Annotated in this window: 13 protein-coding genes and 1 pseudogene; all 14 read left to right on the forward strand. The window is 65.2% G+C overall.

The genetic code is table 11. The annotated features are described in order from the left end of the window. Nucleotides 1-176: pseudogene (locus HNW77_RS17865) on the forward strand (ABC transporter permease); the annotation flags it as partial. Between the two features lie 181 nt (nt 177-357). Then, the gene (locus HNW77_RS16145; protein ID WP_172159038.1) at nt 358-1,263 is read left to right on the forward strand and encodes a nucleoside hydrolase; all 906 of its coding nucleotides are present in this window, start codon (nt 358-360) and stop codon (nt 1,261-1,263) included. Between the two features lie 184 nt (nt 1,264-1,447). Further along, nucleotides 1,448-2,410, forward strand: a complete 963-nt coding sequence (gene pstC, locus HNW77_RS16150) for a phosphate ABC transporter permease subunit PstC (RefSeq protein WP_172159040.1) — start codon at nt 1,448-1,450, stop codon at nt 2,408-2,410. A gap of 1 nt (nt 2,411) precedes the next feature. Then, the gene (pstA, locus tag HNW77_RS16155; RefSeq protein ID WP_172159042.1) at nt 2,412-3,320 is read left to right on the forward strand and encodes a phosphate ABC transporter permease PstA; all 909 of its coding nucleotides are present in this window, start codon (nt 2,412-2,414) and stop codon (nt 3,318-3,320) included. Next, entirely contained in the window at nt 3,317-4,102 is a 786-nt protein-coding gene (pstB, locus tag HNW77_RS16160; RefSeq protein ID WP_172159044.1) for a phosphate ABC transporter ATP-binding protein PstB, read from the forward strand. The genes pstA and pstB overlap by 4 nt, the downstream gene beginning before the upstream one ends. Before the next feature lie 148 nt (nt 4,103-4,250). Beyond that, the gene (locus HNW77_RS16165) at nt 4,251-4,787 is read left to right on the forward strand and encodes a Spy/CpxP family protein refolding chaperone (RefSeq protein ID WP_172159046.1); all 537 of its coding nucleotides are present in this window, start codon (nt 4,251-4,253) and stop codon (nt 4,785-4,787) included. Nucleotides 4,788-4,983: 196 nt separating this feature from the next. After that, complete coding sequence (ffh, locus tag HNW77_RS16170) at nt 4,984-6,378, forward strand: signal recognition particle protein (protein ID WP_172159048.1); 1,395 nt, start codon at nt 4,984-4,986, stop codon at nt 6,376-6,378. A gap of 58 nt (nt 6,379-6,436) precedes the next feature. Next, nucleotides 6,437-6,781 (forward strand): 30S ribosomal protein S16, encoded by a 345-nt coding sequence (gene rpsP, locus HNW77_RS16175; protein WP_010506467.1) that lies wholly within the window; start codon nt 6,437-6,439, stop codon nt 6,779-6,781. Between the two features lie 40 nt (nt 6,782-6,821). Beyond that, a complete protein-coding gene (rimM, locus tag HNW77_RS16180; RefSeq protein WP_172159050.1) occupies nt 6,822-7,373 on the forward strand; it encodes a ribosome maturation factor RimM in 552 nt (183 codons plus the stop codon). After that, on the forward strand, nt 7,370-8,116 hold the full coding sequence (trmD, locus tag HNW77_RS16185; RefSeq protein ID WP_172159051.1) for a tRNA (guanosine(37)-N1)-methyltransferase TrmD: 747 nt from the start codon (nt 7,370-7,372) through the stop codon (nt 8,114-8,116). Before rimM ends, trmD begins: the two co-directional genes overlap by 4 nt. Nucleotides 8,117-8,147: 31 nt before the next feature. Beyond that, the gene (gene rplS / locus HNW77_RS16190) at nt 8,148-8,540 is read left to right on the forward strand and encodes a 50S ribosomal protein L19 (RefSeq protein WP_172159053.1); all 393 of its coding nucleotides are present in this window, start codon (nt 8,148-8,150) and stop codon (nt 8,538-8,540) included. Between the two features lie 137 nt (nt 8,541-8,677). Continuing rightward, nucleotides 8,678-10,081, forward strand: a complete 1,404-nt coding sequence (leuC, locus tag HNW77_RS16195; RefSeq protein ID WP_172159055.1) for a 3-isopropylmalate dehydratase large subunit — start codon at nt 8,678-8,680, stop codon at nt 10,079-10,081. A gap of 2 nt (nt 10,082-10,083) precedes the next feature. After that, nucleotides 10,084-10,707: a 3-isopropylmalate dehydratase small subunit gene (leuD, locus tag HNW77_RS16200; RefSeq protein WP_172159057.1), complete on the forward strand. Its 624-nt coding sequence runs from the start codon at nt 10,084-10,086 to the stop codon at nt 10,705-10,707. An 81-nt stretch (nt 10,708-10,788) separates the two neighbouring features. Then, the gene (leuB, locus tag HNW77_RS16205; RefSeq protein WP_172159058.1) at nt 10,789-11,907 is read left to right on the forward strand and encodes a 3-isopropylmalate dehydrogenase; all 1,119 of its coding nucleotides are present in this window, start codon (nt 10,789-10,791) and stop codon (nt 11,905-11,907) included. Nucleotides 11,908-12,085 lie beyond the last annotated feature (178 nt).

A 12,085-nucleotide genomic window follows, 5' to 3' on the forward strand; every position in this document is an offset into this window, starting at 1 on the left:
GGGCGTCCTCCGGCCTTGGCTTTCTGATGCAGACGGCGAATACCCGCTTCCAGACCGATCTCATGTTCGCGGCGCTGGCCGTGCTGGCGGCCATGACCGTGCTGCTGTGGTGGGGGGTGGACAGGCTTCTGGTGCGGGCGCTGTACTGGCGGCCAGCCCATGCGGATATTGATTAAATAACGGCCTCAAAACAGATAAAAGTTTTTGGGTGCCGCCTTTTTTCAAAAAGGCGGCGTTCTTTGCAGCTTTTTAAAAAAGCTGCACCAAAAACTTTCTCATGTTTGCACCATGGTTGACGGAACTGTTGTAACAGGCCACCACCAACACACCGCGCAACCCATGCAGGACAGGATGCCCATGACACGCCCCATCATTCTTGATCTGACACCTGGCGCGCAGGCAGCGGCAACCCTGCTGGCCGCCCTGCAGTTGCCCGCGCATGTGCGGCTGGCGGGCGTGCTGTTCAGTGGCGCGGGCACGGAAGTCGGGGGTGCCATGGCCCATGCGCGCGAGATGCTGGACCGGCACGGCCTGGCAGATGTGGGCGTCTACGCAGGCGTACCCGGCCCGATGGTGCCGCCCGCGGGTGCGGGGCGCAGCCTGCCTGCGGGCAATGACGGGCTGGGGGCGGCGCATCTGGTGCAGGCCATTCGCGCCTGCCCGCCCGATAGCGTGAGCGTGTGCTGTAGTGGCCCGCTGAGCACGCTGGCGCTTGCCCTGGTGCAGGCCCCGGATCTGGCGGTGCACCTGCATGGCGTGGTCATGGCAGGCGGCGCCTTTCACGTGCCAGGGAACATGACGACGGTGGCCGAGCGCAATATTGCAGCCGACCCCGAGGCCGCATCCGTCGTGCTGGGCATGGACGTGCCGTTCACCCTCGTGCCGCTCGACTGTACCGCCCGCTTCGTGGCCGACGCGGTGTGGATGGAGCCGCTCGCCGCCATGGGCCGCGACCCGGCCTCGGTCGCGGGCCGGGTGCATGCCGATCTGGTGGCTGCCCGCATGGGCCGTGGCGGCGGCAACGGGGTGGATCTGGCGCTGGCTGCCGCGGCCCCGCTGCTGGCGCTGGTCGCACCAGCCCTGTTCAGCGGCCATCTGGCGCATGTGGCGGTGGAATGCCGTGGCACGTTCACCCGTGGCATGACCGTGATCCAGCTCCCCCGGTGTGCAGGCGGCCAGCCCAATGCGCTGGTGCTCGAGCGGATGTCGGTTGATGCGGCGCGCGGCGTGCTGCGTGACCTGCTGCTGGGTGCCGTGAAATGACATGGGGCGCGCATGCCGCCGGAATTGCACAAAAATACAACGATCTGGCGCAAACTTTGCCGCTGGGCGATCATGACGGTTGCAGAACCGCCTTCGGGTCCAGTATTGGTCCCGGCATTCCGGTGTGCCTGCGGGCGCGAATGTTGAGAACTTTGATGCGTGTGACGGCACGGAGGTCTTCTGTATGGAGCGGTCTGCAACATCCCCTTCGGCCCTGACCGGGGCGGTAAAGGGAAACGGGGATGCCGTATTCGCCGCCATTGTCCGCTGTAGCGCAGCCCTGATCCTGCTGGGGCTGGGCGGCATGGTTGCCGTCATGGCCTGGGGGGCGCGTGGCGCGTTTGCCAGATTCGGGCCGGGCTTCGTGTTCGACAAGGCATGGAATCCCGTCACCCAGCATTTTGGCGCTGCCGCCCCCATGTTCGGCACGGTCATCACCGCGCTGCTGGCCATTCTCCTTGCCGTGCCGCTGGCCTTCGGCATTGCCGTGTGGCTGACCGAGATCGCCTCGGCACGCATTGCGGGCGTGATTGGTACCCTCATCCAGCTTCTGGCCGCCGTGCCCTCCATCATCTTCGGCATGTGGGGCTTTGCGGTGCTGGTGCCGTTCATGGCGCATTATGTCGAACCGCTGGCCAGCCACACGCTGGGCCGGGTGCCGGGCATCGGCACGCTGTTCCGTGGCGCGCCATACGGCACCGGCTTTCTGACCGGCGGCATGATCCTTGCGGTCATGATCACGCCCTTCATCTGTGCCGTGATGCGCGATGTATTCCTGTCCATGCCCGCCGTGCTGAAGGAAAGCGCCTACGGGCTGGGCATGACCCGGTGGGAGGTGGTGCGCCGCATCATCCTGCCGTGGTCGCGCTCCTCGGTGGTGGGGGGCGTGATGCTGGGGCTGGGCCGCGCGCTGGGCGAGACGATGGCCATCACCTTCGTGATCGGCAACGCCAACCATATCGGCTGGTCGCTGTTCTCGCCGGGCAACACCATCGCCTCGCTCATCGCCCTCGAATTTCCCGAAAGTGCTGTGGGCAGCCTCAAATTTTCCTCCCTCATGGCGGCAGGGTTCCTGCTCATGCTGATCTCCCTTGGCACGCTGGTCTGTTCGCGGCTGCTGCTGCGCACCAAAGCGGCGGGCCGCTGACATGACCACCCATACCACCACCGCCGCCGCGCAGGCGGCTCCGTGCGCGGGCGCGCGCTGGCAGGGCAACAGCGTGTCCGACATCCGCCGCCGCATGGTGGACCGCGTGGCCACCGCCCTGTGCTGGGCGGCGACCGCGCTGGTGCTGCTCATGCTGTTTTCCATCCTGTTCGTGCTGGTGCGCAACGGGGTGGGCGGCCTGCGCTGGGTCACGTTCGTGCATGTGACCCAGCCGCCGGGGCAGGGGGGCGGGCTTGCCAACGCCATCGTGGGCAGCCTGATCCAGACCGGGCTGGCCGTGCTGATCGGCGCGCCCGTGGGGCTGCTGGTGGGCATCTACCTTGCCGAGTTTACGGCAACGGATGGCAGGCTGATCAATTTTGTCCGCTTCGTGTCCGACCTGCTGCTTTCGGCCCCGTCCATTCTGGTGGGGCTGTTCATCTACATGATCGTGGTGGTGCCGAGCGGGCATTTTTCGGGGCTGGCGGGCGCGCTGGCGCTGTCCATGCTGGTGGTGCCGGTGGTGGTGCGCACCACCGAGGACATGCTGCGCCTCGTGCCGCTGGCCATGCGCGAGGCGGCGATTGCGCTGGGCGCGCCCCGGTGGCGGATGATCCTGTTCGTGTGCCTGCGCGCCGCGCGCGAGGGGGTGGCGACGGGCATCCTGCTGGCGCTGGCCCGCGTATCGGGCGAGACGGCGCCGCTTTTGTTCACCTCGCTGGGCAACATGAACTGGTCGATAGCCCCCGGCAGGCCCATGGCCAGCCTGCCGGTTACCATCTACCAGTACGCAGGCGCGGCCTATGCGGACTGGACCGCGCTGGCCTGGACCGGCGCGCTGCTGATTACGGCAGGCATCCTGATGATCAACATAACCGTGCGGCTGGGGCTGGGACGTAACAGGAAATGAACATGACAGTCGCGCAGAACGATGCCGCGCCCGCAGCGATCTCGGTGCGGAACCTCGATTTCTATTACGGCGCGCACCATGCGCTCAAGGATATCTCCATCGACTTCCCGCAAGGGCAGGTCACGGGCATGATCGGGCCTTCGGGCTGCGGCAAGTCAACGCTGCTGCGCGTGCTCAACCGCATGTATGACCTCTATCCCGGCCAGCGCGCCACGGGCGAGGTGATCTTTGATGGCTGCAACATCATCGGCCCGAAGGTGAACCTCAACGTGCTGCGCTCGCGCGTGGGCATGGTGTTCCAGAAGCCCACGCCATTCCCCATGTCGATCTATGACAACATCGCCTTTGGCGTGCGCCTGCATGAGCGGCTTGACCGCGCGGCGATGGATGCGCGGGTGGAAGACGTGCTCAGGCGCGTGGCCCTGTGGCCCGAGGTGCGCGACCGGCTGCGCGATTCGGCAGCCGCCCTGTCTGGCGGGCAGCAGCAGCGCCTGTGCATTGCGCGCACCATCGCCACCCGCCCCGAGGTGGTGCTGCTTGATGAGCCGACCAGCGCGCTCGACCCGGTCTCGACCGCGCGCATCGAGGAACTGCTCGATGAACTGAAGGCCGATTTCACCATCGCCATCGTCACCCACAACCTGCAGCAGGCCGCGCGCTGCGCCGACCAGGTGGCGTTTTTCTACATGGGCGAGGTGGTGGAGGTGGACAGTGCGGACCGCATGTTCACCACGCCGCGTGAAAAGCGCACGCAGGACTACATTACCGGGCGTTTTGGCTAGCCGCCCGCCCCCGGCCTTACATTTTGTAGCAAGTTTGCCCCTATTGAACTGGATGGGGTGATGTAGCGTTGCGTTTACAGGCCTTGTATCAGCCACGGGCTGCATGCAGGGTATGAAGCAGGTTATAACAGGAGTAGACTTGGTTCCCATGATGAAGAAACTGATTCTCGCCGCCACGATCGTTGGCGGTATGGCAACCGGCCTTTCCGGTCAGGCTTTCGCCAAGCATCACCATGGCCCGCCGCCGCCGCCGGGTGGTGGCTGCGGCATGATGGCAGGCCCGATGGGCGGCCCGGGCGGTGGTGCCTACGGCATGCCCTTCCTCGGCAACGTGCAGCTGACCTCGGCCCAGCACAAGAAGCTGCAGGCGATCCTGAAGGACAGCCACCCCGATTTCCGCGCCGACATGGAGCAGGAACATGGGCTGCACAAGCAGATCCAGGCCCTGCTCGTGGCACCGGGCAAGGTTGATGAAGCGCAGATCGTCAGCCTGCAGCAGCAGATCACGGCCATACATCAGCGCCATGAAGCCGCCCGCCTGCAGACCGCCATCCGCATCCACGATATCCTGACGGCTGACCAGCTCAACCAGATCCACACGACGCAGGACAAGATCGACAGCCTGCACGAGCAGCTGCGCGCGCTGACCGCACCGCCGCAGCCGCCTGAAGATGCGAAGAAATAAGACCACCCTGCCTGCCCCGCGCAGGTAAGGTGGAAAGGAAACGGCTGCCGGCCTCGTGCCAGGCAGCCGTTTTTTGTTGCGGATTCCCGGCAATGCTTGACAGGCAGGGGCGGGGCGCGATACATCGGCGCGACTAATCAGGCACGTCACTTCGCGAGGGTTCGCGCAGTGGCGCGTCTTCTTTTGGGGAAATACGTTGTTCGAGACGCTGTCAGGCAAGCTTTCCGGTGTGTTCGATGGTCTTGCCAAGCGCGGGGCCCTGTCGGAAGCAGATGTTACGGAAGCAATGCGCGAAGTGCGTCTGGCCATGCTGGATGCCGACGTGGCGCTGCCTGTCGTCAAGGATTTCGTCAACAAGGTGCGCGAACGCGCCGTGGGCCATGAGGTGCTCGACAGCATCTCCCCCGGCCAGGCCGTTGCCAAGATCGTCAACGATGCGCTGATCGATGCCCTTGGTGGCGCTGGTGCGGTTCCCCTCAACCTGAATGCCGCCCCGCCGGTGCCGATCCTGATGGTCGGCCTGCAGGGCTCGGGCAAGACCACCACATCGGGCAAGATCGCCCGTCGCCTCGCCCAGCGCGAGCGCAAGAAGGTGCTGCTTGCCAGCCTCGATACCCAGCGCCCCGCCGCCCAGTTGCAGCTCGCCCAGCTGGCCGAGCGCGCGGGTGTGGCCTCGCTGCCCATCATCGCGGGCCAGACGCCGGTGCAGATTGCCGAGCGCGCCATGGATACGGGTCGGCGCGAGGGGTATGACATCGTCATCCTCGATACCGCGGGCCGCCTGTCCATTGATGAAGCGCTGATGGATGAGGTCCGCGCCATTCGCGCCGCGACCGACCCGGCGGAAACGCTGCTCGTCGTCGATGCCATGACCGGGCAGGACGCGGTCAATACCGCCAAGGCGTTCAACGAGGCCGTGGGTGTGACCGGCGTGGTCATGACCCGCATGGATGGCGATGCCCGTGGTGGTGCCGCCCTGTCCATGCGCGCGATCACGGGTGCGCCGATCAAGCTGACCGGCTCGGGCGAGAAGCTCGACGCTTTGGAGGAATTCCACCCCGAGCGCGTGGCGGGCCGCATCCTCGGCCTTGGCGATATTGCCGGGCTGGTGGAAAAGGCGGCTGATACCCTTGATCATGAGGAGAGCGAGAAGCTTGCCCTCAAGATGATGCAGGGCAAGTTCGATCTGGATGACTACGCCGCCCAGATCCGCCAGATCAACAAGATGGGGTCCATCTCCGGCATTCTGGGCATGCTGCCGGGCATGGGCAAGCTGAAGGACGCGCTGGGCGACAAGGAGCTTGATACCTCCGTGCTCAAGCGCCATCAGGCCATCATCTCATCCATGACCCGCAAGGAGCGGCGCACGCCCTCCATCATCAAGGCCTCGCGCAAGAAGCGCATCGCCGCCGGGTCAGGTACGACCGTGCAGGAGATCAACCGTCTGCTCAAGCAGTATGACGCCATGGCCTCCATGATGAAGCGGTTCAGCAAGTTGGGCGTGAAGGGACTGATGCGTCAGGGTCTGTCCGCACTCATGCCAAACGGGGGTCGCCCCCCGGGCGGCGGCGGGCGGCCACCTTTCGGCTGAGCCTGAGCGTCGTTCCCGTTTTTTCTTTTTGTCTTTCTACTGTCTGGAGAAATCTTAAATGAGCCTCAAGATCCGTCTCGCCCGCGCTGGCGCCAAGAAGCGCCCCTACTACCACATTGTCGTGGCTGACAGCCGCTCCCCGCGTGATGGCCGCTTCATCGAGCGCGTGGGTTCGTACAACCCCATGCTGCCCTCCGACCACGCTGACCGCGTGCGCCTGGTGGCCGAGCGCATCACGCACTGGCTGTCCAACGGCGCGCTGCCGACCGACCGCGTGGCCCGCTTCCTGGGTAACGCTGGCCTGGCGCCGAAGCCGACCTGGAACGAGCAGCCCAAGAAGTCCGCGCCCAAGAAGCGCGCGCAGGAGCGTGCCGCCGCCGCTGCCGAAGCAGCTGCAGCGTAACTGACGCGATAGACAGGCAGGAAAGGCAGGCAGTCATCCCATGAACCGCGATCAGGTCCTGATGGGTGTGGTGGGTCGTCCGCATGGCGTGCGGGGGCTTGTGCATGTGCACAGCTACACCGCCGTGGCGGAAGACCTGGCCACCTATGACGGGCTGGTCGATGATCTGGGCCGCCCGTGGCGGCTGACATGGCATGGCAATGGCATTGCCCGGCTGCACGATGCGGCAGGCAACGCCATTGACAGCCGTGAGGCCGCCCAGCAGCTCGTCAACCGCAAGCTGTACGTGCCGCGCACCAGCCTGCCCGAACCCGATGCGGACGAATTCTACTTCGCCGATCTGGTCGGGCTGGAAGCGCGCGAGCAGGGCAGCGGGCGGGTGATCGGTCGCGTGATGGCCGTGCATGACTATGGGGCTGGCACCAGCCTTGAAATCGATGGGGCAGGGGGCAACCTCCTGCTGCCGTTTACCGAAGGCTGCGTGCCGGTGGTGAATGTGCGCGCAGGCTGGATTGAAGTCTGCCTGCCCGACGAGATCGAGGTTCCGGTCGAATGCTTCCCCGGCACGGCCAGCACGGATGATGCGCCATGACGTGGCAGGCAACGGCGCTGACGCTGTTCCCCGCCATGTTCCCCGGCACGCTGGGGCAGTCACTGGCCGGGCGCGCGCTCGAGCGTGGCATCTGGTCACTGGATGCGCGCGACATGCGTGAGCATGGGCTGGGGCGGCACCGGGTGGTGGATGACACGCCGTTTGGCGGCGGCGCGGGCATGGTCATGCGGCCGGACGTGGTGGCGGCAGCACTTGCCTGTATCGAGCGTGCCGGTCGGCCACTGGTCTATCCCACGCCACGCGGTCGCCCGCTGGCGCAGGCCGATATCCGCCGTTACGCGGCGGGGCCGGGCGTTGTGGTGCTGTGTGGCCGCTACGAAGGGGTGGATGAGCGCGTGCTCGAAGCCTCGGGTGCCGAACAGGTCTCGATCGGGGATTACATCCTCTCGGGCGGGGAAGTGGCGGCAACGGTGCTGCTTGATGCCTGCGTGCGGCTGCTGCCGGGCGTGATGGGATCGGGCGAGAGCGCTGTTGAGGAAAGCTTTGCCGACGGCCTGCTTGAATATCCGCTTTATACCAAGCCGGCGCAATGGGACGGGCGCGACGTGCCCGAGGTCCTGCTGTCCGGTCATCATGCCGCGATCGCCCGGTGGCGCCGCGCGGCATCCGAGACGGTGACGCAGGCGCGTCGGCCGGACCTGTGGGCGGCCTACCAGGCCCGCGCGGGTCAAGACACTCCCCGGACCGCAGGCCCCCGTGCCGATGCGGACCGGCTGAACTGAACATGAAATCCTATCGAACGAGGACCGGATCATGAACGTTATCCAGAAATACGAGGCGGAAGAGATCGCCCGCCTGACCGCCATCCGCGCGGTGCCCGAATTCGCGCCGGGTGACACCGTGCGCGTGGGTGTGGAAGTGGTTGAAGGCACCCGCAAGCGCGTGCAGAACTACGAAGGCGTGGTCATTGCCCGCTCCAACAAGGGCCTGAACAGCAACTTCACCGTGCGCAAGATTTCCAACGGTGAAGGCGTGGAGCGCGTGTTCCCGCTGTATTCCCCCACCATTGCCGAGATCGCCGTGGTGCGCCGTGGCGTTGTGCGCCGCGCGAAGCTGTATTACCTGCGCGGCCGCCGCGGCAAGTCCGCCCGTATTGCCGAGCGCAAGCGCGACGTGGCAGCACCCGCCGCGACCGCAGCCGAGTAATACACTGACCCTTCGCCCGTTTCCCGCCGCATGGTGGAAACGGGCGAACCGTTTCATGCAAGATTTTCTGGCTGCCTGTCGCGTGCGTTGCCTGCGCGTGATGGCGGCCTGTTTCCGTCCGGGAGAGGAAAAGCAAGATGGCCCCGCGCACATTGTTCGACAAGATATGGGACAGCCATGTGGTCGAAACCCTTCCGGACAAGACGGCCATCCTCTACATCGACCGCCATCTCGTGCATGAAGTCACGAGTCCGCAGGCGTTCGAGGGCCTGCGCATGAGCGGCCGCCGCCTGCGCCACCCGGATGCAACGATCGCGGTGGTGGACCACAACGTGCCCACATCCGACCGCACCCAGCCCATCGAGGAGGCGGAAAGCCGCAACCAGATCGAAACGCTCGAGCGCAACGTGAAGGAATTCGGCGTGCCGTATTTCCCGCTGCTCTCGGCGCGGCAGGGCATCGTGCATGTGGTCGGCCCCGAGCAGGGCATCTCGCTGCCGGGCATGACCATCGTGTGCGGCGACAGCCATACCTCCACCCACGGTGCCATGGGCGCGCTGGCATTCGGCATCGGCACGTCCGAGGTCGAGCATGTGATGGCGACCCAGACCATCCTGCAGAAGCCTGCCAAAAACATGAAGGTCGTGGTCGAGGGGCAGGTTGGCCCCGGTGTGACCGCCAAGGACATCATGCTCGCCATCATCGGCCATATCGGCACGGCGGGCGGCACGGGGCATGTGATCGAGTTCGCGGGCTCGGCCATCCGTGAACTCGACATGGCGGGCCGCATGACGATCTGCAACATGTCGATCGAGGCCGGTGCCCGCGCGGGGTTGGTGGCCCCTGACGAGACCACGTTCGAATACGTGCGCGGCCGCCCGTTTGCGCCAAAGGGTGAGGCGTTTGACGAGGCCGTGGCCTACTGGAAGACGCTGGCTGCCGATGAGGGCGCGCATTACGACCGCGTGGTGGAACTGCGCGCCGAGGACATCACCCCCGTGCTGACCTGGGGCACCAGCCCCGAGACGGTCATCCCCGTCACCGGCACCGTGCCTGACCCGGCCAGTGAGGCCGATCCCGGCAAGCGCGCGCAGATGCAGCGCATGCTGGACTATATGGGGCTTGAAGCGGGCCAGAAGATTGCGGGCACGCCGGTTGATGTCGTGTTCATCGGCTCATGCACCAACAGCCGCATCGAGGACCTGCGCGCCGCCGCCGCCATTGCCGCAGGCCGCAAGGTGGCAGAAGGCGTGCGGGCGATGATCGTGCCCGGATCGGGCATCGTGAAGGCGCAGGCGGAAGAGGAAGGGCTGGACAAGGTCTTCCTCGAGGCCGGGTTTGAATGGCGCGAGGCCGGGTGCTCCATGTGCCTGGGCATGAACCCCGACCGGCTGACGCCGGGGCAGCGCTGTGCCTCCACCTCCAATCGTAATTTTGAGGGCAGGCAGGGCCCCGGCGGGCGCACGCACCTGCTCTCGCCTGCCATGGCGGCGGCCGCTGCCGTGACCGGATGCCTGACCGATGTGCGGGAGCTGATCTGAAAATGGATAAATTCACTGTTCTCTCAGCCGTGGCGGCCCCGCTGCCTGAGGAAAACATCGACACCGACAAGATCATCCCCGCGCGGTTCCTCAAGACCACCAAGCGCACCGGCCTTGGCGTGCATGCGTTTGACAGCATGCGCTACCGCGCTGACGGATCGGAAAACCCCGATTTCGTGCTGAACCAGGAACCTTACCGCAAGGCGGAAATCCTGATCACGTATGACAACCTGGGCTGCGGCTCCTCGCGCGAGCATGCGCCTTGGGCGCTGCTGGATTTTGGCATCCGCTGCGTGATCGCGCCGTCATTTGCCGATATCTTCCACAATAACTGCTTCAAGAACGGTATCCTGCCCATCGTGCTGCCGCATGATGTGTGCACGCAGTTGATGGAAGACGCCCGCATGGGCGGCAATGCGCGCCTGACCATCGACCTGCCCCGCCAGGTGGTGGTGCGGCCCGATGGCACCGAGGTGCCGTTCAATGTGGACCCGCTGCGCAAGAAGCTGCTGCTTGAAGGGCTGGACGATATTGGCCAGACGCTGCAGCACGAGAAGGAAATCACCACCTTCGAGGAACGCCGCGCGCAGGCGCAGCCGTGGATTCCGCGCATCGTGCTCGATTGAGCGGGCAGGGCGGTGCATGCCGCCCGCAGCCGCACGCCAAAGCGCCTTTAACAAACCGAATTTGAACGGATGGGAAACGTCATGTCCGCACCCAAGAAGCTCCTGATCCTGCCTGGCGATGGCATTGGCCCCGAGATCATGAACGAGGTCCGCCGCATCATGGACTGGATGGCGCAGGCGCGCGGCATCCGCTTTGACGTGAGCGAGGACCTTGTGGGCGGCGCATCGCTTGCGGTGCATGGCCAGCCGATTACGCAGGACGTGATCGATGCGGCGCGCGCGGCGGATGCGGTGCTGTTCGGCTCGGTGGGAGACCCGAAATGGGCATCGGCCGGGTTTGACCGCCGGCCCGAGATCGCGATTCTCAAGCTGCGGCAGGAGCTTGGCCTGTTCGCCAACCTGCGCCCGGCCAAGGTGTTCGACTCGTTGGCCGATGCCAGCACGCTCAAGCCCGACGTGGTGCGCGGCCTCGATATCATGATCGTGCGTGAGACGGTGGGCGGTATCTATTTTGGCAACCCGCGCGGCATCGAGACCCTGGCCGATGGCACGCGCCGGGGCATCAACACCGAGGTTTACACCACGCCGGAAATCGAGCGTGTGGCCCGCGTGGCGTTTGAACTGGCCCGCAAGCGCGACAACCGCGTGTGCTCGGTCGAGAAATGCAACGTGATGGAAAGCGGCCTGCTGTGGAAAGAGGTCGTGACCGACCTGCATGCGCGCGAATACCCTGATGTGCAGTTGACCCACATGCTGGCCGATAACTGCGCCATGCAGCTCGTGCGCAACCCGCGCCAGTTTGATGTGATCGTGACTGGCAACCTGTTTGGCGATCTGCTGTCCGACCTGGCCTCCATGCTGACCGGCAGCCTTGGCATGCTGCCTTCGGCCACGCTTGGCGCAAAGGGCGCGGATGGCCGCATGCCCGCGCTGTATGAGCCGATCCATGGCAGCGCGCCCGACATTGCGGGGCAGGGCAAGGCCAACCCGCTGGCGCAGATCCTCTCGTTTGCCATGCTGCTGCGCTATTCGTTCGACATGCAGGAGGATGCAGCCCTGATCGAGCAGGCGGTCTCCAACGTGCTCGACCGTGGCCTGCGCACGCCCGACATCATGAGCGCGGGCAGGACGGAAGTGAACACCGCAGGCATGGGCGCTGCCGTGGTGGAGGAACTGGCCCGACTGAACAAGGCGGGCTGATTAAACCCCTTTACCAAAAAGCCCGGCATGATGTTCATGCCGGGCTTTTTATTTGGGGTCTGTTTGGAATTGATTTTTCACAAGGTCCCTGATGTGCTTTAAACTGCATATGGATCGCTTGATATTGACGGATGCCCAATGGGCGAAAATGGAACCGCTGTGCCTTGGCAAGCAAACG

Source organism: Komagataeibacter melomenusus (assembly GCF_013155395.1).
Lineage (GTDB): Bacteria > Pseudomonadota > Alphaproteobacteria > Acetobacterales > Acetobacteraceae > Komagataeibacter > Komagataeibacter melomenusus.